This is a genomic window from Billgrantia hypersalina, from assembly GCF_052584175.1.
In genome coordinates, this window is sequence record NZ_JBMIQI010000011.1 from 326,919 (window position 1) to 351,437 (window position 24,519).

Annotated in this window: 26 protein-coding genes and 1 pseudogene; 9 read left to right on the forward strand and 18 right to left on the reverse strand. The window is 60.4% G+C overall.

Going from position 1 to position 24,519, the window contains the following annotated elements; genetic code table 11:
• Positions 1 to 71 precede the first annotated feature (71 nt).
• A complete protein-coding gene (locus ACOJCM_RS08585) occupies positions 72 to 1,439 on the forward strand; it encodes an aminotransferase-like domain-containing protein (RefSeq protein WP_445211643.1) in 1,368 nt (455 codons plus the stop codon).
• A 74-nt stretch (positions 1,440 to 1,513) separates the two neighbouring features.
• Here ACOJCM_RS08585 and ACOJCM_RS08590 read toward each other — a convergent pair whose 3' ends face one another.
• The 6 genes from ACOJCM_RS08590 to ACOJCM_RS08615 form a co-directional block, all read right to left on the reverse strand.
• Positions 1,514 to 2,722 (reverse strand): MFS transporter, encoded by a 1,209-nt coding sequence (locus ACOJCM_RS08590; RefSeq protein WP_445211644.1) that lies wholly within the window; start codon positions 2,720 to 2,722, stop codon positions 1,514 to 1,516.
• A gap of 562 nt (positions 2,723 to 3,284) precedes the next feature.
• A complete protein-coding gene (locus tag ACOJCM_RS08595; RefSeq protein ID WP_445211645.1) occupies positions 3,285 to 3,428 on the reverse strand; it encodes a hypothetical protein in 144 nt (47 codons plus the stop codon).
• A gap of 21 nt (positions 3,429 to 3,449) precedes the next feature.
• Positions 3,450 to 3,719 carry a hypothetical protein gene (locus tag ACOJCM_RS08600; RefSeq protein WP_445211646.1) on the reverse strand — a complete coding sequence of 90 codons (270 nt, stop codon included), beginning with the start codon at positions 3,717 to 3,719 and terminating at the stop codon, positions 3,450 to 3,452.
• A gap of 60 nt (positions 3,720 to 3,779) precedes the next feature.
• Positions 3,780 to 4,313, reverse strand: coding sequence for a GNAT family N-acetyltransferase (locus tag ACOJCM_RS08605; protein WP_445211647.1), 534 nt, complete (start codon positions 4,311 to 4,313; stop codon positions 3,780 to 3,782).
• 46 nt (positions 4,314 to 4,359) lie between these two features.
• Positions 4,360 to 4,680, reverse strand: a complete 321-nt coding sequence (locus ACOJCM_RS08610) for an antibiotic biosynthesis monooxygenase family protein (RefSeq protein WP_445211648.1) — start codon at positions 4,678 to 4,680, stop codon at positions 4,360 to 4,362.
• A gap of 171 nt (positions 4,681 to 4,851) precedes the next feature.
• Positions 4,852 to 5,253 (reverse strand): RidA family protein, encoded by a 402-nt coding sequence (locus ACOJCM_RS08615; RefSeq protein WP_445211649.1) that lies wholly within the window; start codon positions 5,251 to 5,253, stop codon positions 4,852 to 4,854.
• A 152-nt stretch (positions 5,254 to 5,405) separates the two neighbouring features.
• Here ACOJCM_RS08615 and ACOJCM_RS08620 point away from each other — a divergent pair, with 152 nt between their 5' ends.
• Positions 5,406 to 5,999, forward strand: coding sequence for a TetR/AcrR family transcriptional regulator (locus ACOJCM_RS08620; RefSeq protein ID WP_445211650.1), 594 nt, complete (start codon positions 5,406 to 5,408; stop codon positions 5,997 to 5,999).
• Between the two features lie 44 nt (positions 6,000 to 6,043).
• On the opposite strand, the gene ACOJCM_RS08625 is transcribed toward ACOJCM_RS08620, so the two are convergent.
• Together ACOJCM_RS08625 and ACOJCM_RS08630 are read right to left on the reverse strand one after the other, a co-directional pair.
• Positions 6,044 to 6,934, reverse strand: a complete 891-nt coding sequence (locus ACOJCM_RS08625; RefSeq protein WP_445211651.1) for a carbon-nitrogen hydrolase family protein — start codon at positions 6,932 to 6,934, stop codon at positions 6,044 to 6,046.
• A 12-nt stretch (positions 6,935 to 6,946) separates the two neighbouring features.
• The gene (locus ACOJCM_RS08630; RefSeq protein ID WP_445211652.1) at positions 6,947 to 8,323 is read right to left on the reverse strand and encodes an APC family permease; all 1,377 of its coding nucleotides are present in this window, start codon (positions 8,321 to 8,323) and stop codon (positions 6,947 to 6,949) included.
• A 232-nt stretch (positions 8,324 to 8,555) separates the two neighbouring features.
• Here ACOJCM_RS08630 and ACOJCM_RS08635 point away from each other — a divergent pair, with 232 nt between their 5' ends.
• Complete coding sequence (locus tag ACOJCM_RS08635) at positions 8,556 to 9,362, forward strand: LuxR C-terminal-related transcriptional regulator (RefSeq protein WP_445211653.1); 807 nt, start codon at positions 8,556 to 8,558, stop codon at positions 9,360 to 9,362.
• A 41-nt stretch (positions 9,363 to 9,403) separates the two neighbouring features.
• On the opposite strand, the gene ACOJCM_RS08640 is transcribed toward ACOJCM_RS08635, so the two are convergent.
• Together ACOJCM_RS08640 and ACOJCM_RS08645 are read right to left on the reverse strand one after the other, a co-directional pair.
• Positions 9,404 to 9,754 carry a VOC family protein gene (locus ACOJCM_RS08640; RefSeq protein ID WP_445211654.1) on the reverse strand — a complete coding sequence of 117 codons (351 nt, stop codon included), beginning with the start codon at positions 9,752 to 9,754 and terminating at the stop codon, positions 9,404 to 9,406.
• A 149-nt stretch (positions 9,755 to 9,903) separates the two neighbouring features.
• A complete protein-coding gene (locus tag ACOJCM_RS08645; RefSeq protein ID WP_445211655.1) occupies positions 9,904 to 10,818 on the reverse strand; it encodes a LysR family transcriptional regulator in 915 nt (304 codons plus the stop codon).
• A gap of 180 nt (positions 10,819 to 10,998) precedes the next feature.
• Between ACOJCM_RS08645 and ACOJCM_RS08650 the strand changes: the two genes are divergently transcribed.
• Positions 10,999 to 11,268, forward strand: a complete 270-nt coding sequence (locus ACOJCM_RS08650; RefSeq protein ID WP_445211656.1) for a hypothetical protein — start codon at positions 10,999 to 11,001, stop codon at positions 11,266 to 11,268.
• Between the two features lie 136 nt (positions 11,269 to 11,404).
• On the opposite strand, the gene ACOJCM_RS08655 is transcribed toward ACOJCM_RS08650, so the two are convergent.
• On the reverse strand, positions 11,405 to 13,003 hold the full coding sequence (locus tag ACOJCM_RS08655) for an SLC13 family permease (RefSeq protein ID WP_445211657.1): 1,599 nt from the start codon (positions 13,001 to 13,003) through the stop codon (positions 11,405 to 11,407).
• 156 nt (positions 13,004 to 13,159) lie between these two features.
• On the opposite strand from ACOJCM_RS08655, the gene ACOJCM_RS08660 reads away from it, so the two are divergent.
• Positions 13,160 to 13,996, forward strand: a complete 837-nt coding sequence (locus ACOJCM_RS08660; protein WP_445211658.1) for a PhzF family phenazine biosynthesis protein — start codon at positions 13,160 to 13,162, stop codon at positions 13,994 to 13,996.
• 3 nt (positions 13,997 to 13,999) lie between these two features.
• Here the strand turns inward: ACOJCM_RS08660 and ACOJCM_RS08665 are convergent, their stop codons facing one another.
• The gene (locus tag ACOJCM_RS08665) at positions 14,000 to 14,452 is read right to left on the reverse strand and encodes a carboxymuconolactone decarboxylase family protein (protein WP_445211659.1); all 453 of its coding nucleotides are present in this window, start codon (positions 14,450 to 14,452) and stop codon (positions 14,000 to 14,002) included.
• 252 nt (positions 14,453 to 14,704) lie between these two features.
• Positions 14,705 to 15,634: a LysR family transcriptional regulator gene (locus ACOJCM_RS08670; protein ID WP_445211660.1), complete on the reverse strand. Its 930-nt coding sequence runs from the start codon at positions 15,632 to 15,634 to the stop codon at positions 14,705 to 14,707.
• 133 nt (positions 15,635 to 15,767) lie between these two features.
• Between ACOJCM_RS08670 and ACOJCM_RS08675 the strand changes: the two genes are divergently transcribed.
• On the forward strand, positions 15,768 to 16,967 hold the full coding sequence (locus ACOJCM_RS08675; RefSeq protein WP_445211661.1) for an MFS transporter: 1,200 nt from the start codon (positions 15,768 to 15,770) through the stop codon (positions 16,965 to 16,967).
• Positions 16,968 to 17,093: 126 nt separating this feature from the next.
• Here ACOJCM_RS08675 and ACOJCM_RS08680 read toward each other — a convergent pair whose 3' ends face one another.
• Positions 17,094 to 18,392, reverse strand: a complete 1,299-nt coding sequence (locus ACOJCM_RS08680) for an NAD(P)/FAD-dependent oxidoreductase (protein ID WP_445211662.1) — start codon at positions 18,390 to 18,392, stop codon at positions 17,094 to 17,096.
• A 174-nt stretch (positions 18,393 to 18,566) separates the two neighbouring features.
• Between ACOJCM_RS08680 and ACOJCM_RS08685 the strand changes: the two genes are divergently transcribed.
• Positions 18,567 to 19,457, forward strand: a complete 891-nt coding sequence (locus ACOJCM_RS08685) for a helix-turn-helix domain-containing protein (RefSeq protein WP_445211663.1) — start codon at positions 18,567 to 18,569, stop codon at positions 19,455 to 19,457.
• Between the two features lie 31 nt (positions 19,458 to 19,488).
• Here ACOJCM_RS08685 and ACOJCM_RS08690 read toward each other — a convergent pair whose 3' ends face one another.
• Complete coding sequence (locus ACOJCM_RS08690) at positions 19,489 to 20,073, reverse strand: MmyB family transcriptional regulator (protein ID WP_445212068.1); 585 nt, start codon at positions 20,071 to 20,073, stop codon at positions 19,489 to 19,491.
• Between the two features lie 12 nt (positions 20,074 to 20,085).
• Positions 20,086 to 20,373, reverse strand: a pseudogene (locus ACOJCM_RS08695) (helix-turn-helix domain-containing protein); the annotation flags it as partial.
• Positions 20,374 to 20,441: 68 nt separating this feature from the next.
• Between ACOJCM_RS08695 and ACOJCM_RS08700 the strand changes: the two are divergent.
• On the forward strand, positions 20,442 to 21,878 hold the full coding sequence (locus ACOJCM_RS08700; protein ID WP_445211664.1) for an MFS transporter: 1,437 nt from the start codon (positions 20,442 to 20,444) through the stop codon (positions 21,876 to 21,878).
• A 42-nt stretch (positions 21,879 to 21,920) separates the two neighbouring features.
• Here ACOJCM_RS08700 and ACOJCM_RS08705 read toward each other — a convergent pair whose 3' ends face one another.
• Both ACOJCM_RS08705 and ACOJCM_RS08710 read right to left on the reverse strand, forming a co-directional pair.
• The gene (locus ACOJCM_RS08705) at positions 21,921 to 22,694 is read right to left on the reverse strand and encodes a DUF899 domain-containing protein (protein WP_445211665.1); all 774 of its coding nucleotides are present in this window, start codon (positions 22,692 to 22,694) and stop codon (positions 21,921 to 21,923) included.
• Between the two features lie 205 nt (positions 22,695 to 22,899).
• Positions 22,900 to 23,925, reverse strand: a complete 1,026-nt coding sequence (locus tag ACOJCM_RS08710; protein WP_445211666.1) for a MerR family transcriptional regulator — start codon at positions 23,923 to 23,925, stop codon at positions 22,900 to 22,902.
• A gap of 73 nt (positions 23,926 to 23,998) precedes the next feature.
• Here ACOJCM_RS08710 and ACOJCM_RS08715 point away from each other — a divergent pair, with 73 nt between their 5' ends.
• The gene (locus tag ACOJCM_RS08715) at positions 23,999 to 24,472 is read left to right on the forward strand and encodes a PadR family transcriptional regulator (RefSeq protein WP_445211667.1); all 474 of its coding nucleotides are present in this window, start codon (positions 23,999 to 24,001) and stop codon (positions 24,470 to 24,472) included.
• Positions 24,473 to 24,519: the final 47 nt, after the last annotated feature.

Sequence of the window (24,519 nt, forward strand, 5' to 3'; positions counted from 1 at the left end):
GGTACAGTTGGTGGAATTGTTCCAAGTACTGTACCGTCCTATCGAAGGGTACAGCTCGCTGTGAGAGGCATATGTCCAAATCGGGTCAGATCGCCACAAGCCTGCTCAAGGCCATGGACGAAGGCCGGCTGGCGCCCGGGGCCAAGGTGGCCTCCATCCGCGAGGCGGCCCGGCAGTTCGGCGTGGCCAAGAACACCATCATCGATGCCTACGACCAGCTCGTCGCCATGGGACGACTGCAGGCCCGACACGGCTCGGGCTTCTTCGTCACCCAGGCGCGGCCGCAGGCCACGGTGGAAGAGCGCGAGAGCCTGAGCGAGGCGCTCGACAGCGTTTCGCTGCTGCGTGAGCAACTGGTCGGCAGCTTCGCGGTTCGTGCCGGCGACGGCCGCGCCCCGGCAGCCTGGATGGGAGGGCTCGATCTGACCCGCGCGCTGAAGCGGCGGGGAACGGACTACCAGGAAGCGCACTTCGAATACGGCATGCCGCAGGGCTTCGAACCGCTGCGCGACGCCATCGCCAGGGTACTGGCCGGGCGCTCCATCCACGCCGCCCAGGAACAGATACTGCTCACCTTCGGTGCCAACCACGCCTTCGATTTAATCATTCGCCACTTCGTCGATGCCGGCGACAGCGTGATGGTGGAAACGCCGGGCTACTACCCGCTGTTCGGCAAGCTGCGCCTGGCACGGGCCAAGCTGGTGGGGGTGTCGCGTACCCCGGAAGGGCCCGACCTGGAGGAGTTCGAGCGCAAGGTAAGGCAGTACCGGCCAAGGCTGTTCTTTTTGCAGCCCAACGCCCACAACCCCACCGGTACCAGCATGTCGTTGAGTAACATGCACCAGTTGCTGAAGATCGCCGAGCAGTACGGCGTGGTACTGGTGGAGGACGACGTGTTCGCCGACCTGCTGCCCCAGGGAAGCGCCCACTTAGCCGCCCTGGATGGGCTGGAGAACGTCATCTACGTGGGCACCTTCTCCAAAACCCTCTCCACCGGCCTACGCTCGGGTTATATCGCCGGAAGCCGTGCGCTGATCCACTCGCTCACCGACATCAAGATGCTCACGGTGGTCAACTCCTCCACCTTCATCGAATCGATCATTCACGACCTGATCGTCAAGGGGCGCTATCGTCGCCACCTGGTGCAACTGCGCGAGCGGGTCAGCAAGGCCAGCGCCAGTGCCCGGCGCGCACTGGGGGAAGTGGGTATCGACGACGTCAGCGGCCCCGGCGGCGGCTACTACCTGTGGGCCCGGCTACCCGCCGGCATCAATACGCTCGAGCTGGCGACACGCGCCACGGAGGAGGGCATCTTCATCGCCCCCGGCGCCATCTTCTCGCTGCGCCCCGACGGCATCGACGGCACCGCCATGCGCATCAACGTCGCCTACGCCAATGACTACCGCTTCCTGGAATTTCTGAGTAAGACGCTGAGTTAGATATGTCCGGATGCGCCGTGATTTGGCAGGGCTGGTGGTGGCCGGCAGAGTAGGACATGCCGCCTCATTGCGTGCTACGGCGTACCCTGTGGCGCGGCTCCCGCATCGACGGCGTGCCGGGAGGCCCACGCGAAGCCGAGCAGGCCCACGATCGGACCAGGGACGAGCAGCCAGGCGGCGTTCAAGCCCACGTGCTCGAACAGCGCCGTGGTAGCGGCAATAGAGACGACGGTGATGGCAAAGCCGATGGAGTTCTGAATGGCCAGCGCGGCCCCGACCAGCTCCCGTGGGCAGGCTTGTGCCGACAGGGCGGAAAACTGGGGGGAATCCGCGACGACGGTCGCACCCCACACCAGCAGCAGCAGGCCCAGCGCGATGGCAGGCAGGTTCTGCCAGAACAGCGCAAACACCACAGCGCAAACGCCGGAAGAGGCCAGGGCGCCCAGCGCCACCTTGGCACTGCCGATCCGCCGAGACAGCTGCCCGCCGACCACGCAGCCCAGCGCCCCGACGCCGATGATGCCGAACGCCATGCCGGAGACGCCGAGCGCGCTGTACTCGCTGGCCAGAACCGTCTGCGACACCAGCAGCGGCACTACCGTCCAGAAGGCGTACAGTTCCCACATGTGGCCGAAGTATCCCAACGCGGCTGCCCGAAACCGGTTTATTCGGAACGCATCGAGCACAGTCGCGCGTCGCTTCGTTGTCGCATGGGCGGCCGCCTTGCGCTGGCGAGCGTCCGGCAGGTGAGGCCCATCCCCCAGCCAGTGGATCAGTAGCGCCCCCAGCAGAGCGAGCCCTGACGAAGCGAGAATGATGATTTGCCAGGGGAGGGCGGCCCCCACCTCCCGCAGCCCATGAGGCAGCGCCGTGCCGAGTGTCAGCATGGCGACCAGCTGTGCCAACGCCTGGCCGGTGCGCTGTGGCGCCCAGCTGACGATCAACTTCATGCCTACCGGATAGATGCCCGCCAACGACACGCCGACCAGGAAGCGAAACACCACGGCACTGGCAAGTCCCTCCGAGTACAGAGCGAAACAGGCATTGAACAGGGCGCCGGCCATCGCGCAGCAGACGAAGATCCGGCTGGCGCGATAGCGATCCGCCAGGCCCCCAAGGGCCATGACCAGCGTGCCAAGGATGAAGCCACCCTGTACCGAGCTGGTCAGCCAGCCGATATCTGCTGCACTCACGTGCCAGGTGCGCATCAGGTCGTCCGCCGCGCTGTTGGCGCTGAACCAGAGTGACGTGCCGAACAACTGGGCAATGGCAATCGTCGCCACGGGCCACGAATCGCTCCTGGTATTCATCCCGGCGTTTCCGGGTCTCATGGTCATCCTCCGGTTCACTCGAGCCAGGCACGAAGGCAGCCCAACCTCGTTGACGGCACGCCGGGACGATTCGCAAGCAGGGGAACGCAGCTTGCCCAGGAGGCTTCGGACAAGCACAGGCGCACCGAATCGACCGGCCGATCAGTACAATATCGAACAGGGGAGAAAGGACCGTCAATGCCGGCTTGGATTCGCTCCGGGCCACTTTCGGCCCCGCCCGTCTCGTCGAGGGGGCCTGTCTCTGCTTAGATGCGCCTGGGTGTCTTTTACCCTGACGAGATGTTTCCCCTCGACACCCGGCGCCTGCTCATGTCTCGCGTTATCGAAATCTCAGCCCCCGATGGCACCATCGACGCTCATGTCTTCACACCGTAAGTGCCGAAGGTCCCCTTCCGGCCGTCGTGCTGTTCACCGACAGTCAGGGCTCGGTTCGCGAGTATTCTCACTTGTCGGTGTTTCCGGGCGGGTGTTGTACGAACCACTGACTGATGGCTGGCATGTTGGACTCGAGCCATTAGTCCGAGATGGAGTATCGGTTGACGGTTTCGCTGCCATCGGCCTTGAAGACGGCGGGAATACGGCCCATTGGGTAGGTGCGGCCAGCTCCCGGGGCGAGCACGAGAGGGGAGCGGGGAGTATCGATGAATTCGTCGGCCATTATCAGTAGCCTCGAGGTTGCTTACTCTTCGTATGGTTCATCTGTACGCGGTGCGTTGGGCAGTTGCTTGTCCAGCGACTGTCGGTACTTGATGCAGCCCCTGAGGAATTCCGGCCATTCCGGTACCACGGGTACCGGATCGGTCTTGTCGGGCAGCAGCTCCCACAAGTCCGGGTGATGCCAGCACAGGTCGTGCCGGCTGCAGTCGCGGTGTTCGCGGATGCCCTGGCGAAGACGCCTGGTCTCCACGATCAGCTGTTCGCGGGTCATCCGGTCAAGGTCTTCGTCCATGAGCCGCTCCCTGGTTGTCTCGCCTGGCTTGGCCGCACCATCCGCTGCAGTATGGCCTAGCTACCGGCAGCGGGCATACATCAAGCATGCCCTGGGCTCTGGACTGATATTCGGATGCAGGGCGTATCGCTCGAGTCGCCCTTCTCTCGAGAAGCCCGCTTTTTCCAGTAGGCGAATGGAGGCTAGGTTCTCGACATCACATGTGGCCTGAACCCGGTAATATTCGGGTAGTGCCAGGCAGCGCTCGGTCAGCTCGATCAACGCTTCGCGCATGATGCCTTGCCCCCAGAATTGGCGCGCCAGGACATATCCCATATCGACCGTATGGCCATTGGGGCGTGCCTCTACCATGCCGATGGGCTCTTGCTCATGGCTTGTCAGCGTGATGATGTAAGGAAAACGCGTGCGGTTTTCCCAGGCTTCGATGCAAGTTGCAATGAAAGCCTCGGCTTCGGTTATCGCTTTGTGCGGGCGCCACACCAAGTAGCGAGTCACTTCCGCATCCATGGTATATGCGCGAAAAAGGCGGGAGGCGTCTGAGCTGCGCGGCTGACGGAGGGAAAGTCGTGTCGTTACTATGCTGGTGGGCAACATCGCTTCAGCCTGTCATGTCCTGATGTCACGCATTATCGACTCGAGCTCAGGGCTCGATAAGCTGATAATTGGCCATATCGGCTTCGATTCCCAGTCGAGCCATCGTTTCTTGCGGGTCAAAACCGCTTTCTCTGTGAGCCTTGTTGATTGCCATACGGGCGGTGTCGATTGCCTCTTGGCTTTCCCATTCCGCTATCGTCACGATGTTGAATCTTCCAGGGCCCGCCACTTGCTCTAAAAGGGAATCTCTAATGAATCCTGGCTGGCGTCGTAGCAATTGATGGGTATCGTGGACCCTTCTAAGGAATTCTTCGCGAGCGGCTTCAGGTACAGAAAACTTGTCGACGCGGAAGATGGGGGAACTCATGGCCACGGGTAGACTCCTGGCTGACGGTTGAAATCACTTTTTACATAGCGAACGCAAGGTCAGACCCTCCATCGCTCTGCATGTAAGAACCATAGGACCTGAAGGTAAGTTGAGGTCAATGTCGGTTGTTGCACACCGCCGTTGATTAGGCGGCGGTGTGCTCTTGTGGTATTACGCTGTCGCTTGCGGAATCCGCGCGATCACCTTGATCTCGAAATCGAACCCCGCCAGCCAGTTCACGCCTACGGCCGTCCAGTTGGGGTAGGGCGGCTCGCCGATTGCTTTTGTTCGAACTCTGTCGATCGCTTCCCACTGGGCGGCGGGGTCGGTGTGAAAGGTGGTCACGTCGACGATGTCGTCAAAGGTACAGCCGGCGGCGTCGAGCACGGCGGCAAGATTGTCGAAGGCAAGCTGGACCTGCTTGTCGAACTCGGGTTCAGGAGAGCCGTCCTCGCGGCTGCCGACCTGGCCCGAGACGAACAGGAAATCGCCCGAGCGAATTGCCGCCGAGTAGCGGTTGATCTCGTACAGCGCCTGCCGGCCGGCAGGGAAGACTGCATCGCGTTTGGCCATCGTTGTGCTCCGGTTGAAGCGGCATTGATATACACCGCGTATGTGAATACTGGCACATACGGTGCGTATGTCAATTGGCATACGCTATGTATGCAAGTGCAGGCATGCGACACTTGGCGATGCATGAGGGGAGTTTGAGCCAGGAGAGGGCAGTGGCGACGAAACGTGCGGAAATGATGGCGGAAACCCGCGCCAAGCTCATTCGAGCCGCTCGGAAGGCGTTCGCGGCCAAGGGCTACGCGGCCGCATCGATGGATGACATCACTGCCGAGGCAGGGCTGACGCGTGGGGCGCTTTACCACAACTTCGGTGGCAAGAAAGGCTTGCTGCAGGCCGTGGTCGATCAGATCGACAGCGAGATGGTGGCACGGATGCGAGCTGCCCAACATCAGGCACCCAGCCGATGGGAGGGGCTGCTCGACGAAGGTGTCGCTTATATCGAGATGGCGCTGGAGCCCGAAATTCAGCGCATCATGCTGCTGGACGGGCCGGCCGTGCTCGGCGACCCATCGCAATGGCCCAACCAGAACGCATGCCTTCTCACGACGACCCAGACCATCCAGGCACTCATCGATGAGGGCACGGCCAAGCCGGTGGATGCGGAAGCTGCCGCCCGGCTGTTCAATGGCGCGGCGCTCAACGCCGCGCTGTGGATCGCCGCCTCCGACGATCCTCGTTCCGTTCTGCCGAAGGCCGTCGAGGCGTTCCGGCAGCTCGCGCTCGGTCTGCTACAAACCGGTAGGTGACAGACCGAGAAGCGAACCTTCCTCGTGCTGTTATTGACCTTCGTTCAGTGTCCCATCCGTCGCCACCGGCGCGGGTCAATCTGCCCTTCGTACATGGGCAGTTCCAGCACCGGGTCACTATCCCGGAACTGGGACCACATGCGATTCAGGCCCGCAGTACCGAAGGTACGCACTCGCTCCACCTCATCCAGATTCAGCACGTCGGTGAGGATGCCTGAAGTGGCCCCCGGCATGCGCGTGCGGACCTGGCCTTCGGGGTCGACGATCAGGCTTTGGCCTTCTCCCGTCGGCGTGGCCGCGTTGGCGCTGACCATGAAGACCTGATTGAAGATGGCATTGGCTTGCACCAGAACCTGCTCCTGGGCACGGTCGCAGGTGGAGGTGGCGGCCTGGTTGACGATCACTTCTGCCCCCAGCCAGGCCAGTTGCCGCGCCACTTCGGGAAACCAGATGTCGTAGCAGACGGCCAGGCCGATCCTGCCCACCCCGGGGATATCGAACACCTCGAAGCGATTGCCCGGCTGGAAGGGCTCGTAGGGGCGCCAGGGGAAGCACTTGCGGTAGGCGGCCACACGCTCGCCCTGGGGCGAGTAAACCGGTGCGGTGTTGTACAGGTGGCCATCTTCGCCCCGTTCGCAGACCGTGCCCGGCAACAGCCAAATACCCAGATGGCGGGCGATGCGCGACAAATGACGGCTGCGCGGACCGTCGATCGGCTCGGCGGCGGCTTCCAGCTGGGCGCTGCGCTGCTCCGGCGTGCCGCTGGATCCGCTGAGATAAAACTCCGGATAGACCACCATTCTTGGCTGCTCGAACTCGGCACCGAAGTCGCTCAGGTAGACGGCCAGCTCAGCCTCGAAGTCACGAAGCTCGGCGTCCGTGCCGGGCTGTCGTGAGGGTTCCTGGACGACCAGGACGGGCAAGTATCTAGGCATGGAACGCTCCATTTACAGATTGGCTTCCACCGAGGCGGGCGCCGGCTCGGGCTCCGATTCGTCGAAGTCGACCTCGGGCGGTTCGCGACGGAAGAAATGCGTCAGGTTGATCAGCTGCAGCAGCCCGATCGACAGCCAGATCAGCCCTAGGATCACCGCGTTGATATCCAGTTTGCTCATCAGCCAGAGGTTGACCAGCGCGCCGATCAGCGGCACCACCATGCCCCTGAGTACACCGTATCGGCGCCTTGCCTCCGGATCCCGGTTGACCAGGAAGATGACCGAGAGGTTGACCATGGTGAAGGCGATGAAGGCGCCGAAGTTGATGAAAGAGGCGGCCGATAGCACGTCGAGGAACAAGGCCACGATGCCGATGGCACCGGTCAGCGCGATGCTGAACACCGGGGTATGGAAGCGCGGATGCAGGGCGCCGAACAGCTTGCGCGGCAGCACCGAGTCGCGGCCCATGGCGAACAGCAGGCGCGAGGCGCTGGCCTGGGCCGCCAGGCCGGAAGTGAACTGTGCCAGCACCATGCCGGCCAGGAAGATGGCCCCGAACAGGTCTGCGCCGATCATCCTGGCGATCTCGAAGGCGGCGGAGTCGGCATTGGCGAAGTTGCTGCCAGGATGCGCCAATTGGGTGGTGTAACCCACCAGCACGTAGATGCCGCCGCCGATCAGGGCGGTCAGCATGATGGCCCGGGGGATGTTGCGCTTGGGCTCGATGGTTTCTTCGGTCAAGGTGGTGACAGCGTCGAAACCGAGGAAGGCGTAGGCCGCCACCGCGGCGCCCGCGGCAATGGCTGTGAAGCCGGCATCGTCGCCGACGAACGGCCCCAGGCTGAACAGCGCCTCGGCACCGCCGGTGGAGAGCACATGCCGAACCGACAGCAGCACGAAGAAGGCGATGACGAGTATCTGGAACGTCATCAAGAGCGAGTTCACCTTGGAGGCCAGCTTGAGGCCGTAGACGTTGAGAAAGGTGGTAATGCCGATGAAGCCCAGCAGGAAGATCCAGCCCGGCACTTCGGGGAAGCGTGCATTCAGGTAGGCGGCCCCGATCAGCCAGATCACCATGGGCAGGAAGAAGTAGTCGAGCAGTACGCTCCAGCCCACCATGAAGCCGACCCGCGAGTCGATAGCCTTGCGCGCATAGGTATAGGCGGAGCCCGAAACCGGATAAGTACGCGCCATGATGCCGTAGCTGTATGCCGTAAACAGCATGGCCACCGTGGTAATGAGATAGGCGGTGGGTACGGCACCTTCGCTGGCGCTGGCGATCACGCCGAAGGTGCCCAGCACGATCAGCGGGGTCATGTAGGCCAGGCCGAACAGCACCACGGCCTTCAGGGATAGTGTTCTTTCCAGTTTGATATTGTTTTCCGTCATGATCCGTCTCCAGGACACGTTGACGCCGACGCCGGGCTTTCACCAGGCCGGTACGACGCAATGAGGTGCGGGGCCTTGTCCCCACAGGCGAACGGCTCACCCGCGAGTTGCCGGCGTTCGAAGGGCCCGGCTAGACTGCGACATTCGGTCACCGCTCGGTTTATTACCGTATTGGCCGGTCCCGGGAAGGTACATAACCCCAGCGTGGTATGGTCCAGCGGATGTGGAATTGGTGACACACAGCGAACGCGACGAAATACTGGCCAATGCCATCAAGGCCTTGGCGACGCCAGAACTGCCACGATACTTCTCGTGCCTGGTGAAAGGCCTGGCGGCTTTCGACAACCTGATCGTCATTGCTTATCACGGTGAACAGCGGCCAGCGGTGCTCTACCGCGAGTTCACGGACCCAGTGGTTTACCTTCCGATGGACAATCAATACCTGGGTGGTGCCTACCTGCTGGATCCTTTCTACCGCGAGCACCTCAAGGGAAGCGTGCGGGGAATGCGACGACTGATGGACGTGGCGCCGGATCACTTCCGACGCACGCATTACTACAACAACTACTACAAGCAGACCACACTACTCGATGAAGTAGCGATCTTCGCCAGCATTACCGAGAACGTAACGCTGACCGCCTGTTTCGGCAGGGATCGCTCCAGCGGCAAGCCTTTCGGCAAGCGTGAACTTCAGGCCCTGCGGCAAAACGAGATGACTCTCAGTGCACTTTTGGAGGCGCATTGGCGAGACTATCGTCCTGAAAGTGCCGCCAAGGCGGCGCCGGCGCCGCTTGGAGAGCGTCTGCGCGCAGTGCTCGAAAAGGAGCATGGCATCCGGCTGAGCCCGCGCCAGGCGGAAGTGGCCCTCTACATCCTGCGCGGCCACTCCTCGCTTTCCATCGGCTTGCACCTGGATGTCAGTGCCCAGACGGTAAAGGTCTTCCGCCGTCAGCTTTATGCCAAGTGCAATATCTCCTCTCAGGCGGAATTATTCGCGCTACTGATGCCGCTGTTCGCCAGGTTGACGGAGCAGGACTGAATGAAAAATGCATGGTGCAAAGCCGCTTTTCTCGTTCTGATTCACTCGTGCTGCAGAATATTGACCAACTTGCCGAATGGATCACGCACGTAGAAGCGCCTCACGCCCCAGGGCTCGCTGGCAGGCCCGTATTCGATGGGTATGTTCGCCTCTCGACAGCGTACCAGGGCAGTTTCGAGGTCGTCGACTTCGATGGAGAGGTCGGGCACCGGCGTGCCGGAGCCGCCCTCCGTGCCGAAGCTCACCTGAATCGTCATCTTTTCGTCCGAGCCGTAAGTTCGAAACCAGCCGTGATCCATCAATCGTTCGAGGCCCAGAATCTCACCGTAGAAGGCTTCAGCCGCGTTGATATCGGAAGTCGGCGTATTGGCCATGATTCTTGTGACCTTCATGCTTTACCTCGATTCGGCGGTTTTATTTTCTCGACGCAATAAGTCATCAAACTTAAGAAACGAATGTCTGAGAACACTCTTTCTTATAGACGACAAGTATTCAGTTCTCCATTCCATTACCGAGGAAAGAGAGGTAAGCGTCTTACCCGTCAGGCATCGACCGAGAGCTTGCAGGGAACGGCTTGGGCGAGGAAGTCGATCAGGGCCCGCACCGCGGGCACGAGCCCCTTGCGCGAGGAGAAGACTGCCTGAATCGTGCCAAAGGGTGAGCGCCAGTCGGGCAGTACGTGCACCAGCTCCCCCTTGGCAAAGCTTCTGCGGCAGATGTGTATGGGAAGCTGTGCCACGCCCAGCCCCTGGCACGCCGCCGCCAGCAGCATGTCGAAGTTGCTGCACATGAGTCGGGGTCGCAGATTGATGACGCGCGTCTCGTCGTTCGGCCCCGTCAGCTCCCAGCGAACCTCGTCCGTATCGCTCCCCATCGAAAGCGTCGGCACCTGCGCGAGCTCATCAATGGTAAGCCCCCGCTTGCAGGCGGCGTGCACGGCCGGGCTTACCGCCATTACCAGGTGATTCTGGCCCAGCGGGCGCATGATCAGCGAGGAATCGGCCATATCCGGCTTGCTGCGAACGCGTATGGCGATATCGAGCCGATCTTCGATCAGGTCGGCACGTCGGTCGAAGACCTGCATATGCACCCGAACCTTGGGGTAGGTCTTCATGAATGCCGGCAAAACCTCTTCGATCAGGTTCTGGATCAAACCTTGCGGGCAGCTGAGCCGAACGACGCCGTTGGGCTCCGCGTATGCCTGCGCCGCTACCGTCTCCGCCGCTTCGGCGCCGGCGAGCACGGTCTGACAGTGCTCATAGAAGGCGTGCCCTACGTCTGTGGTGCGTATTTTACGAGTCGAACGCTCCAGCAGGCGAACCTTGAGCCGTTCTTCTAGGCGTGCGATGCGCTTGCTGAGGGTTCCCTTGGGCACGCCGATATGACGCGAAGCGGCTGAAAAGCCGTGATATGTCACCACGGCATGGAAGTAATAGAGGTCGTTTAGATCATGCATCGCATCGGTACCGGCGAGAGACAGCCGTACATTAGTCGTTTCCCCAGCGAAACGCAAAGTTAGAAATTTGCGGGCTAGTCAGGTGATTGGTGTTCTCTAGAATACACCCATCGGGTCGGCACCCGCGGAACATTTCACGAGCGAGTGCGCCCTCATACCGCAACGAATTGGGAGACTGACATGAGAACCCAGAAAACTGCACTGTTCCTGGCGCTTGCCCTTTCCTCTGGCATTGCCCTTGCCGAGAGGGGCGCAGAAGAGCCGATTCCGCCGGCAGCTTCTTCAAGCTACTCCGCCCAGCATGGCTTCGAGCAGCTGGACCGAGACGGCGACGGCCGGCTCTCACGGGAAGAGGCTCAGGCGGGTACCCTGCCGGAAATTTTCTTGTTCATGGACCGAAACCATGACGGGGCGCTTACCCGCCAAGAGTTCAACTATCGCGAGCGTTGATCGCTCAGCACGCGGGATGATTTGCACATGAAAAAGGGAGGCCAGGCGCCTCCCTTCTCCGTTGTTATTGCCTGCCAGCTTTCATGTCTCTATCAGGTAGGCGTCTCGGAGCGGATCGCGATTGCCCTCTTCCTCATCAGAACTGCAGGCCAAGCGCAAAGCCGCCAAGCAGGTAGCAGAAGAAGGTGATCAGGATCACCCCGATGATGTTGAGAATGACGCCGCCGCGCGCCATCTGGGCGATGGAAACCGCACCGGTACCGAAGACGATGGCATTGGGCGGCGTGCCGACCGGCAGCATGAAGGCGCAGGTTGCAGCGAAGGCCGCGGGTATGAGCAGCGTCATCGGGTCGGCGCCGATACCGACCGCCACCCCGCCGAGCACGGGGATGAAGGTCGCGGCCGTCGCCGTGTTGCTGGTCACCTCGGTGAGAAAGAGCACGAGAGCGGCCACCGCAGCGACCAGAAGCAGGATCGGCAGCACTTCCAGCCCGGTGATCTGCTCCCCGAACCAGCTGTCCAGGCCGCTCGCCGCGACTGCGCCGGCAAGGCTGAGGCCACCGCCGAACAGCAGCAGCACGCCCCAGGGCAGCCCATCCTCGGCATCCTGCCAGTTCAGCACCATCTCGCTACGGCCTCTACCGGGCAGGATGAACATTGCGATGCCGGCAGCAATGGCAATAGCGGTATCGTCGAGCTCACCGAACAGACCCAACCGCTCGCCCACCCCCGGGATGTTGGCCAGTACACCGGGCACGACCCACAGGAACGCGGCCGAGCCGAAGACCATCATCACCATTTTTTCGCCCTGACTGAGCGGGCCGAGCTTGCGGATCTCGCCGTCGATCATCTCCTTGCCGCCGGGAATCTCCGCGATGTTGAATCGGTAGAGCACGCGGGTCATCAACACCCAGCCTACCAGGATGAAGGTAAAGGCCAGCGGTATGCCGAGTATCATCCATTCGAGAAAACCAATGGTGCGGCCCAGCTCGTCGGCGGCGTAGCCGGCGACAATGGCATTAGGCGGACTGCCCAGAAGGGTACCGAGACCGCCCATACTCGCCGACCAGGCGATCGCAAGGAGCAGGCAGAGTCCGAACCGTTGGATGTTTTCGTCATGAATGAAGTCAACGTGGCCGGCCCGGTGATGGTCTTGGCCGGGGGCGGCCGTTTCCGTGGTTTCGCCGCTGCGCTCTGCCACCAGGCGAAGCACGGAGAGCCCGATCGGCAGCATCATCAGTGTCGTGGCGGTATTGGAAACCCACATCGACAGAAACCCCGTGGCAAGCATCATGCCGAGCACGATCCGCCTTGGCTCGACCCCGACGCGAGCCAGCGTCAAGAGGGCGATGCGGCGATGGAGATTCCACTTTTCCATTGCGATGGCAATCAGGAAGCCACCGAGGAAGAGAAACACGATGGAGCTGGCGTAGGGCGCCGTAGTTTGTCCGACGGTTCGCTCCGTCAGCATCGGGATCAGCACGATCGGCAGCAGGGCGGTGGCCGAGAGCGGTATCGCCTCCGTCATCCACCAGACCGCCATCAGGGTCGCGATCGTGGCGACCCATCGCGCATCCGACGAGAGCCCATCAGCGTTGCCCATGGCAACCCAGACAATCAGTGCCAGGAGCAGCCCGAAGGCACGCAAGCCCCACGTCAGCCTGGCGGAACGTCCACCGGACGCGGGGCCCCCAGGCGAATCCTCACTGACATGAGGCGAATGATGATCTGCCATAACACGACTCCCTTTGCCTAACGGTCCAGTTCCTTTTGAGGAGCGTAGTTTCAAGAAATCGCTTTGGCACGGCAAGGCGAGGTTACGCCTCTCCATTGCGTTCGCCCCGGGTCGCCCCAAAATGGTAGGGAGCGCATCGCACCCAAGGAGACTTCCATGAGCGGCACCCTCTATCGCCTTGCTGCCTTTACCGATGATCCTAGCGGCGGCAACCCAGCCGGGGTGTGGCTGGGCGAGTCATTGCCCGAGCCAGCGGAGATGCAGCGCATTGCCGCCGAGGTGGGCTATTCCGAAACTGCCTTTATAGCGGGGGAGGGTGAGCGGCGTACGGTGCGTTATTACAGCCCCGAGGCTGAGGTGAGCTTCTGCGGCCATGCCACGGTAGCCAGTGGGGTGGTGCTAGGCCAATTGGACGGAGCCGGCAGTTACATGCTGGATACCGCAGTGGGTGAGGTAATGGTCACGGTCAACCAGGTGGAAGGGGAATGGCAGGCCTCGCTGGTCTCGGTGAAGCCGGAGTTTCGACCCGCCGAACCTGAACTGGTGCAGGAAGTGCGCGAATTGCTCGGCTGGCAGGCGGAGGAGCTCGATCTCGATATTCCACCGGCGCGAGCCTATGCCGGGGCTTGGCATCTGGTGCTGGCGTGCAAGGAGAAGGCACGCCTCGAGCGGCTCGATTACGACTTCGCACGGCTCAAGGCGCTGATGCAGCGCGAGGGCCTGACCACGCTGCAGCTGGTGTGGCGCGAGGGTGCGGAGCGCTACCACGCCCGCGATCCGTTCCCGGTCGGCGGCGTAGTCGAAGACCCGGCCACCGGTGCGGCGGCCGCGGCGCTGGGAGGTTACCTGCGCGATGCCGGGCTGCTCCAGGCGCCCGCCCAGTTGATCATTCTTCAGGGCGAGGCGATGGGCCGGCCCAGCCGCCTGCAGGTGGACATCCCGCTGACCGGCGGTATCGTCGTGACCGGGCAGGCGGTGGGGCTCAACGCCTGATCATCAATCAGGCTCGTAGCTGCCGGCATCGGCGGCAAAGCTGATCGACAACCGGTTCCAGGCATTGATGGTGCAGATCGCCAGGGTGAGGTCGGCCAGGCCCTTTTCGGAGAAGTGCTCACGGGTAGCTTCGAACAGGGCGTCGTCGATGCCGTTGCCGGCAACCAGCGTATTGGCCTCGGCCCATGCCAGGGCGGCACGTTCACGCTCGGAATAGAAGGGTGTCTCTCGCCAAGCGCTCAATGCGTATAGCCGTTGCTCGGTTTCGCCGGCCTTGCGTGCGTCCTTGGTGTGCATGTCGATGCAAAAGGCGCAGCCGTTGATCTGGGAAACGCGGGTATAGACCAGCGCCAGCAGGCCATCGCCCAGTTCGCCGTTCTTCTCGGTCTTATGGACATAACCCTGCAGGCCGAGCATAGCCTTGAGGCCGTCGGGGCTGGTAGTGTAGTAGTTCATGCGCATGGATGGGGCTCCTGAAGTGAAGGGAGCCCCACCCTAGCCCGACCGTTCAGTGTGGGATTGTAGATTTTCGACGTGCAGGTGATCTTGTAGGAATACCATGTGGCATGAGCGAGAGGTATGGGTTCGTTGGGTGAATGACAGCGACCCGACTGCTCGGTGTCTCAGATACCCTGTGATGAGCAGTCTTGTACGACGGGAGGTTCCTTATGATAAGAAGCTGAAATATGAGCCAATCCATCGACTGCTTCATATCTTTCTTAAGCTGCATCGCTCTTCCGTTTCCCGAAGCACTGGACCGACCTCTTCGATCAGGAAATCGATGAGGGCTCGTATTCGACCCGCCATGTGACGCCGGTTGATATAAACCACATGGATGTCTTCTGTGTGATTGGGATCATAATTGGCCAGTACCCGGAGGAGCCTGCCGCTAGCAATGTCGTCGGCGATATGGAATGCGGCTAACCTGCCCAGGCCGAGTCCTGCCAGTACGAGCTGACGTACAGTTTCGCCGTTGTTTGCTTCTGCATTGCCTGTGATAGGCATATCGATTCTGTCTTCGACAAAACGCCACGGTCCGATAGTGCGCCGGAAGTTAAAATTGAGACAGTTATGAAGCGCCAGGTCGGCCGGCCTGGCCGGCGTGCCGTATTGCGCTAGATAGTCGGGTGAGGCGACCATACAAAGACGAGTCGTGCCGAGCCGCCTCGCCCTCAGGTCGGAGTCCGGCAGAGGCCCCATGCGGATGGCAATATCGGCTCGTTCTTCCACCAAGTTTGCTGTTTCATCTGAAAAGCTGAGATCGAGCTTTATCCGGGGGTACTGAGCCAAGAAACGTGGTAGCAGCGGCGCGAGCAGGTTGTTGCCGAACGGGATTGAAGCGTATACGCGCAATCTGCCGCTGGGTGCCGTGCCTTCCGTCGCGGCACGGTCTCCCTCATCCATATCAGCCAGGATGCGCACGCTGCGTTCATAATAGGCTTCCCCTTCTGGTGTCGGTGCCAGGGTCCTTGCGGTGCGGGTGAGAAGGCGTATACCAAGGCGTACTTCCATTCGTGCAATCAACTTGCTGACGGCCGATGGGGTGAGCCTCAATTCGCGTGCCGCTGCGGAAAAACTTCCCGCTTCGATAACTCGTACGAAAACTTCCATTTCGCCGCTGCGATTGCTGTAGTTCATGGGCTACCATCTATGAAAGAAATTCACATATGCTATTCCAAAGTGCCATATAGTCAATCCTCCTCTCTCGCAGCATGCTTGGGCCGAATCCCTCCTTTCCTGAGGGCCAAGCTTTACAAGAGAGGATCTCAGTATGGCATCGCAGAATTCCAGCCTTCCTATCGCTCTTTACGCTTTGACGACCACTGCGTTCGGTATCGGCACGACGGAATTCGTTATTATGGGACTACTGCTGGAAGTTGGCCGAGACCTAGGTGTATCAATCTCAGCGGCTGGGCTCCTAATCACAGGCTACGCCTTGGGGGTCGTTGTTGGTGCGCCATTGCTGACAGCACTTACGGCAGGCCTGCCTAGAAAGCAGCTACTGCTTGGACTGACGGCGCTGTTCACCTTCGGAAATCTCAGCTGCGCGATCGCGCCGGATTATTGGACCCTCATGTCTGCGCGCATAGTAACTGCCTTCGCTCATGGCGCTTTTTTCGGTGTTGGTGCGGTGGTGGCTACGAGCCTGGTACCAAAGGAGAAGCAAGCGTCTGCGATTGCCGTCATGTTTACAGGCGCCACGCTTGCAAACATTCTAGGGGTGCCTCTCGGAACGTATATTGGCCAGGCGTTTGGTTGGCGGGCAACTTTTTGGGCCATTACTGGCATTGCGATTGTTGCCTTCATCGCTACTGCCTTGCTCGTGCCCGCAACGAAGCAAGAATCACATAAGGGGCTTCGTGCGGAGCTAGGTGCGCTCAAGCGCAAACAAGTTTGGCTGGGTCTAGCGATGACCGTACTCGGCTATGGGGGAGTCTTCACCGTCTTTACTTATATCGCTCCCATTCTGACGCGTGTTACGGGCTTTGCCGAAACTTCAGTAGGACCATTGTTGATCCTGTTCGGTGCCGGTCTCATCCTTGGCAACTTGGTAGGTGGTCGACTTGCTGATAGCCGACTCATGCCAACCGTGGTTGGCTCCTTGGGATTCTTGGCAATAGTGCTAGCCTTTCTGTCGGTCGCCCAGCATCAAAACGCTTTCATGGCGGTCGCCGTCTTTCTCTTGGGTGCTGCGGCTTTTGGTACAGTGCCGCCACTCCAAATGCGTGTCTTGAAGTCGGCAGAGGGTGCGCCAAGCTTAGCCTCGGCGGCGAATATCGCAGCCTTCAATGTCGGTAATGCTGGCGGTGCAGCCTTGGGCGGCTTCGTGATCGAGACATCCCTTGGACTACTTGCTCTGGGCTGGGTGGCAGCACTGGTAACACTTTCCGGCCTTGCCGTGGCTTTATGGAGTTGGTGGCTCGACCATCGTACCCGGTCCGATACTGCGCCATGTATCGTCAGGACCTGAGATTACAGCTTGGAAGCTATAGAAATGGTCAGACACCTTAGTAAGCAGGTGGGTCTCCCAGGGAGGTAGGAGTCCCACCCTAGCTTTACTGCCAGCGGCGGCATTGTAGTTTTTCTACGTACCGACTCAGTGCAGCTTCATGCGTGGACGGATGAAGCGGTTGAGTCCGTCCGAGAGCAGAATAAGTGCCGTCTTGGCCGTGCCGTGGATGGCGCGCTGGTGCATGCGATAGAGCGAGGCGTAGAAGAACTTGGCCAGACGCCCCTCGATAAACAGGCTACGTGCCGAGGCGCCACGCATCAGGCTGCCGATCGCTTCGAAGTGAGCCAACGAGATGAGCGAGCCGCGATCGCGATAGCGGAACGGCTTGAGCGTGCCGTTGTCGATCCGGGCGAGCAGGTTCTTGTAAAGCCGCTGCGCCTGCTGATGGGCGGCCTGCGCCCGCGGCGGTACCACGCTGCCGTCCGGCTGCGGGCAACTGGCGCAATCACCGAAAGCGAAGATGTTGGGGTCGTCGACGCTCTGTAGCGTCGGTTCGACCTTGATCCGCTGGTTGCGCTCCAGCGTCAGCCCGAGTTCGTGCAGCATGTCCGGTGCCTTGATGCCCGCAGCCCATACGTTGAGATCCGTCTCGATGCGCCGCTCATCGGCGGTGGCGATGGCACCTTCTTCCACGCATACCACACGAGTGCCAGTGTGTACCTGTACGCCGAGGCGCTCCAGCTCGGTACGCACGGCGCCGCGAATGCGCTCGGGCAGGGCCGGCAGCACGTCCGGGGCCGCTTCGATCAGGTGCACTTCGAGTTGGCGGCTGTCCATCTCGGTGAACCCATAGCTGTGCAGCATGCGCGAGGCATCGTAGAGCTCTGCCGCCAGCTCCACGCCGGTGGCGCCGGCACCGACAATGCCGACGGTTAAACGCGGATGCTGGCGCCGCTCGGGATCGCTGTAGCGCAGGAAGGTATTGAGCATGTCGTGGCGGAAGGCCTCGGCCTGGGCTGGGCTGTCGAGGAAATGGCAGTGCTCGGCGACACCGGGAGTGCCGAAGTCGTTGCTGACGCTACCCAATGCCAGTACCAGCAGGTCGTAGTCCAGCGTACGCGCCGGCAGCACCTCGTAGCCATGATCGTCGAGCACCGGGGCCAGGCGCAGTTGGCGGGCCTCGCGGTCGAGACCTTCGAGCGTGCCGCGTTGGAAGCGGTAGCCGTTGAGCTGGGCATGGCTTTGGTAGGAAATCTCGTCGATGCTGGAATCGAGTGCCCCGGTAGCGACCTCGTGGAGCAGCGGCTTCCAGATGTGTGTGCTGTTGCGGTCTATCAGTGTGATATCGGCCTTGCCGCGTCGCCCAAGGCGCCGGCCGAGGCGAGTGACCAGTTCCAACCCGCCGGCGCCGCCGCCGACAACCAGTATCCGCGTTGTATCCATATGCTGCTCCGCTAGTATGATGAATGAGTAATTGAGAAATGGGTGACTCTACTGTACAGCGAGAATCAGCGAATCGTTCGACTTTCTGCTGATATCAGTTCGGTGCTTTTGCCCGCGATGCCCGCGGCAACGCTACCTCCAGGCGCGCTTTCCTTTCGTTGAACGGTTACGAATATGAGAAAAGACCTCAAGCCTGACCGGGCCGACAGCAGCGGCATTGGAGATTTTCGGCCTGCTTCGCCGGCACTTGGCGGCCTGACGCTGAAGCGCTTCGCCCCCTGTGCGGCGTTGCGTCCCTACGTGCAGTGTTTCTGGCAGGCCAAGGGGCGGATCGGCAGCGAGGCATCGGGGGTGGAGCTGCTGCATCCGGACGGCGGCATGGGGCTCTTGTTCAGCTTTGGTGGGTCGCTAGAACGCGACGGTAAAAGCATCTCCGGCGCCTGTTGGGTCGACGGTCCCAAGCTGCGCACGGCGCAAATGCAGACAGAGGCGAATCTCGATCTGCTCGGCGTGCGTTTCCATCCTGGCAGGGGATTTACCTTTGTCGGCGAGGCGTTATCCCGCCTGGCTGGGGCGGAGCTGATACCAGGCGACGTCCTGCGTCGGCTCCAGCTCGAGGCGCTGCACGAGCAGCTATGGCAGTGGCCCGACCTGGCAGGGCGCATCGCGCTGCTCGAACGCTATCTGCTGAAACGATTGTGGCGGCACGGGGCGCAGGAGGAGCCGGCGCTGGCGGCTTCGCTGGACTGGCTGCAGCTGCGCCACGGCCAGGCCAGCATCGCCGAGCTGGCAGCAGAGTTACCCTTCGGCCAGCGCCGCCTGGAGAGGCTATTCCTACAGCGCGTGGGGCTCACGCCAAAGCGCTATGCTCGGCTGCTGCGCGTTGCCCATAGCCGCGAGCTGATCAAGCAGGGCGGGACAGCCGTCTCACTGACCGATACCGCCTTGGCGGCGGGCTACTTCGACCAATCGCACTTCATCCACGACTTCAAGGCTGTGACCGGGCTGACGCCGGGTGGCTATCTCGACCACGTGCGGCGGCGTTATGGAGGCTCGCTTTGCTAGCAGGATTTTAGAGAGAGGTGTGATGATGTTTTCAAGTGTGTTGATCCTGGAGAGCCGAAATGAGCCGTGCGCGCGTATCAGTTCCTTCGGCAGGAAGCATGGTAACAAGGCGCAGGTTTTTCAACCGCTCGTCGGCAAGGTCAAAGCCTGAGTATTCAAATGCGAGCTCTCCAAGACGTGGATGAAGAAAGAGTTTGATTCCATCTTGCCAACCGCGGACCGTGGGTTCGGACCACCAGCTCGCGAATTCAGCGCTCTGGTGCGAAAGAGTCGATATAAGTTCGTCGAACCATGACACGTCTCGATGGCGCGCATAATCAGCTCGAAATGCTGCGATAAGCCCTTTGGCGTGCTCTTCCCAGTCTGGAATTCTGCTTCGGACAGGCCCCACCAAGCCCATATGTAAGCAGTTTCTCTCAACACCCTTTAGGGCACGAAGGTCTCCTAGAACCAGTTCAGTGGCGTCGTTCCACGCTAGCACATCCCACCGTCTGCCGTGGATATAGGCTGGGCAGGGCAATAGTTCGTCCAGGACTCGCTGGAGCCGTTTGCTTACCCCCTCGCTTTCAGCAAGTGAAGAATTTTCGTCCGGCATGTGCCCGGAGAGATGCAACATGTGGCGTATCTCGGTAGGTTCGAGACGCAACGCGACCCCGATCCGCTCCAAGGTCTTCGCGGATGCCCTCACGTCACGGGCCTGCTCTAGCCACTTGTACCATTCCACTGAAATATCAGCGAGCAGGGCAACCTCCTCGCGCCGCAAGCCGGGCGTGCGTCTGCGACTCCCCCAGGCAAGTCCTACATCCTCGGGGCTAACCCTGGCTCGTCGGTTCTTGAGGAACTGAGCAAGTTGATATCTATCTTCAGCTTTCAGTTGTAGTACTCCATGGGGGGATACTTTATTCCCTGATAACAAACACCTTATTACTCTCTTCCTGAAAGAATACGTTAAGGCTTGAGTTCAGGCAATTCGGGAGTATTCGAATGGAACGGACATCAATGACTATTGAGCAGCCAACCGTGCAAAATCCATGGATGGGACTTTGGGTTATCCTCTCAGCGGCCTTCATGGCCATCCTCGATGTCTTCATAGTCGTCGTAGCCGCGCCAACCATACGTGGAGAGCTTGGCGCCAGTACCGCCGATATACAGCTCATCCTTGCCGCTTACAATCTGACCTTTGGCTTAACGTTGATCACTGGCGGTCGCCTTGGTGACCTCTATGGTAGGCGGCGGGTCTTTATGGGAGGAGTTTTGCTGTTTACGATGGCTTCACTTGTCGCAAGCCTTGCGCCCAATGCCGATACTCTCATTTCGATGCGCATCGCGCAGGGCCTTGGAGCCGGTTTGATGATGCCTCAGGTCTTTTCAATCATCCAGGTCTGCTTTGATGATATGGGGCGCGGCAAGGCGTTTGGTGCCTTCGCTTTCGTTTCAGGAGTCGCGGCCACTGGTGCTCAGTTGGCCGGTGGTGCTCTCATTGCACTGGATCCGCTTGACCTCGGATGGCGAACTATCTTTCTCATCAATGTGCCTGTGGGCGTGATAGCCCTGGCTGTGGCTAGGCGTTTTGTCCCTGAAAGCAAGGCGCCTGCAGGGGCGAGGCCCGGACTCGACCTCATTGGTGTTGCTCTGCTGACATTCACCTTGATGTTGGTGGTCGCTCCGCTAACGTTTGGTGCGGAGCAGGGGTGGCCGTGGTGGGCATCCCTGGGAATTATGCTATCTCCTATCATGATGTGGGTATTCATACGCTGGCAAGGCCTTCGAGAAGCAAGTGGGCTGACACCGCTGGTCACGCTTTCGCTTATTCGCAACGGAAGCTTCGTTCGTGGCAATATCATGGCGTTGGCATTTTATGCAAGCAATGCGGCTCTCTTCTTGGCTCTTCCACTAACCATTCAAGATGGTTTTGGTCATTCGGCTTTGACCTCCGGTCTTATCTTTATGCCTCTTGCGTTGGCTTTTTCAGTCACAGCACTGAGGGTCGGGAAATTCGTCTCGCAGCGTACCGAACGCTTGATCCTGATAGGCAATAGCATGTTGATTTTAGCGTATGGTTTCTTGTTTATCGTTGTTGCAATGGGAGGAGTCGAAAGCAATATCTGGTGGTTGATTCCTGGTTCCATTCTTTCAGGAATTGGCATGGGCTTAGTTCAACCAAGTATTAATTATCTCAGCTTGCGCAATGTTTCTCAGGGCGAAGTCGGGTCCGCTTCGGGCTTGCTCAATACCAGTTTTGAGTTAGGATACGCACTAGGTACGGTGGCAGTCGGTATTGTTTTTCTCCAAGCTTTTTCTGATGAGGCTCTTCTTAACCAGGGGTTTCAAGCCGCTTTCGGCTATACGTTGGTAATCACCACCCTCCTGGCATTGACCCTCATCGTTATGGTGTTTAGGCAACCCAAAGCCATATCTTGACATTTCAATACCATTTATGAGGGCTCCGATAGCTCAGCGGCGCTATGGGGTATCTGGGGCCACGTGCAGCGGCATTACGCTCTTGGTTGATCTGCCAATTCGTACTCGTCGTGGCGTTTCACCCAGTCCATCAGGTTGCGATGGGTCTGTTTCGTTACGGCCCTTGGGCGTCATGTCGAGCAGCATATAGGTGCTGTCGACGAGTTCGTCGCCGCGTCCGTAGATCGAATAGGTATGGAAGATGTCGCCGCTGGCATCGCGGTAGAACACGCTGAGGCCGCTCAGATCCTCGATCGAGACGTTGCTCGTGGCGTAGTTGTAGGTGACCTCGCCCTTGGCGATCTCCTCGGGCCGGAACGCGACCTGATAATCGTAGTTGAAGTCGCTGCCATGCGAGGAGACCCACTTCACCTGCCAGCCCATGCGCTGGCGATAGGCTTCGATCTCGGCCAATGGAGCACGCGAGACTCGCACTAGGCTGACGTCATGATTCTCGAGGTGCACCAGTGTGCCTTCGATGTGGTCGGCCGTGAAGGAGCAACCGATGCAGCCCGCTCCCCAGCCGGGGCCGAACATGAAGTGATGGACGATCAACTGGCTGCGCCCTTTGAACAGTTCGGCGAGGGTCTTGCGGCCTTCGAGCGTATCGAAGGTGTACTCCTTCTCGACTATCACCCACGGCAAGGTGCGGCGCTTGGCGTTCAGGTCGTCGCGCAAGCGGGTGAGCGCCTTTTCCCTTTTCAGTAGCTCCTTGCGGGCGGCGAGCCATTCTTCTCGGGGAACGACGGGGTGGGATGTTTCATCGTGCGCTGACATGAGGACTTCTCCTGTTATTTATTGCTGCACGAGATAGTCGTCCTGAAGGGGCTGGATTCGACAGAGTGGGAAATCACTGCGCCAGGCGTCGTTGACTTGTTTGGCAAAAGGGCAAGGATCTTGTGGGCCAGGGCTGGAAGCGTGAGCTGTAGTAGGGCACGAGAACGATATGCAGCCAGCGCCAAAGGCGCCGGCCGCGAGTGGGTCAAGTCGACGTCAGGTGGGCGATCGCCCGCTCCAGATATGCCTTCATGCGTTCGTCCATCCAGATGCTGTCCTTCAGTGCCGGTTCTTGCTCGTTGGCCTGGCGGATCTTGCGGTGGGTTGCCGGGTCGTCGCCGGCAAAACGGCGCAGCAACTCCAGCCATTCTTGGGCAAGCCGTTGAACGGCTGGATCCTCGGGGGCCGAGCCCTTCTCTAGTTGCTGCCGCAGGCGGGCCATCAACGGCGGCCATTCCTGCATACACTGCGGATAGCGCTCACGCATGAATGCGAACTCTTCATCCGAGAGATGCCGTTGGTAAATGACCAGCTTACTCTCGGCAAAGGCTTGCAGCACGTAATCCGAGACTTGGGTCGAGATACCCAGTTGTTCCTGAGCCCTGGGTTCGTTGGCGTGCATGATATTCAGCTTATCGAGCAGCGTTGGATCCCCAGCGGTGTCTCGCTCGAGCTTGGCCATCCAGCGCGTCGCCAGGTCCCGAGCCTCGGCGGTGGCAGGAGAGACACCTCGCTGCAGCAGGTCTTCGGCCTGCTGTATCAGGGCGTTCCACTCCGCCTGACGATCGGTATCGGCCTGATAAAGGGATAGGCGGTCGAGTTCGTCACGCGAGAAATATCGGTCGTACATCGTCATCAACTCCAGTGTATTCAGCCATTCGGCCAGATCCGGTTCTTCGGCGTCGACGAGCTGGCGATGCAGCCGCTGAAGGCGATCTCGCAGCCGGTTCTGCTGCGCGATCCGCTCTTCCAGCATGCCGATCTGTCGCTCGACGATATTCGCCAGGGGCGGTTCCGGCCGGCCCAGTAGATCTCCAATGTCGGCCAGCGACATGCCCAGGGAACGCAGCGCCTGAATATGGTGCAGGCGCGCAATGTCCCGACGGCTGTACAGCCGATAGCCGGCTTCGGAGCGCGTGGACGGCACGAGCAGACCGATGTCGTCGTAGTGGTGAAGGGTTCTTACGGTAAGGCCGCTGCGCTTGGCCAGTTCACCGATACGTAACAACATCAAGGGCTCCTCTCGTCCAGGCGAGATACAGGCTGGAGGCTCACGTCGCGTGAGGGTCAAGGGAAATTATAGGGTGATTGCCAATGCACTTGACGCCTCGATCATCGAGGTATACGTTTCTGCCATGACCAAGGCGAAAACCGAAGCGGCCCCCGGCCGCAGGATCCCCGACTACAGCGACCCTTCGTACTGGCGCGGCACGATCAAAATGTCGCTGTCGAAATTCTTCGTGCTCAGCGTGCTGCATCGCAAGCCGATGCACGGCTATGAAGTGGTGCAGGCCGTGGAGCGGAGCACCAAGGGCTGCTGCAGCCCGTCGGAGGGAACGGTCTATCCGATGCTCAACGAGTTCGAGGCGGGTGGCTACCTGAGTTCGACCGCAGAGGTGGTGCAGGGCCGCTCGCGCAAGGTCTATGCCCTGACGGCCAAGGGGCGGGACGCCTTCCAGGTCGCGGTGGATGCCTGGCTCGAGGCCACGGATTGCATTGTCGAGAGCCGTCGCATGGCAAGTGGGGCCTCGTCGAAGCGGGAGGAGGGGAAGGGATGAGCGCAATGAGCTTTTTCAGCTCCGAATACCTCGATGACCGAGGTATG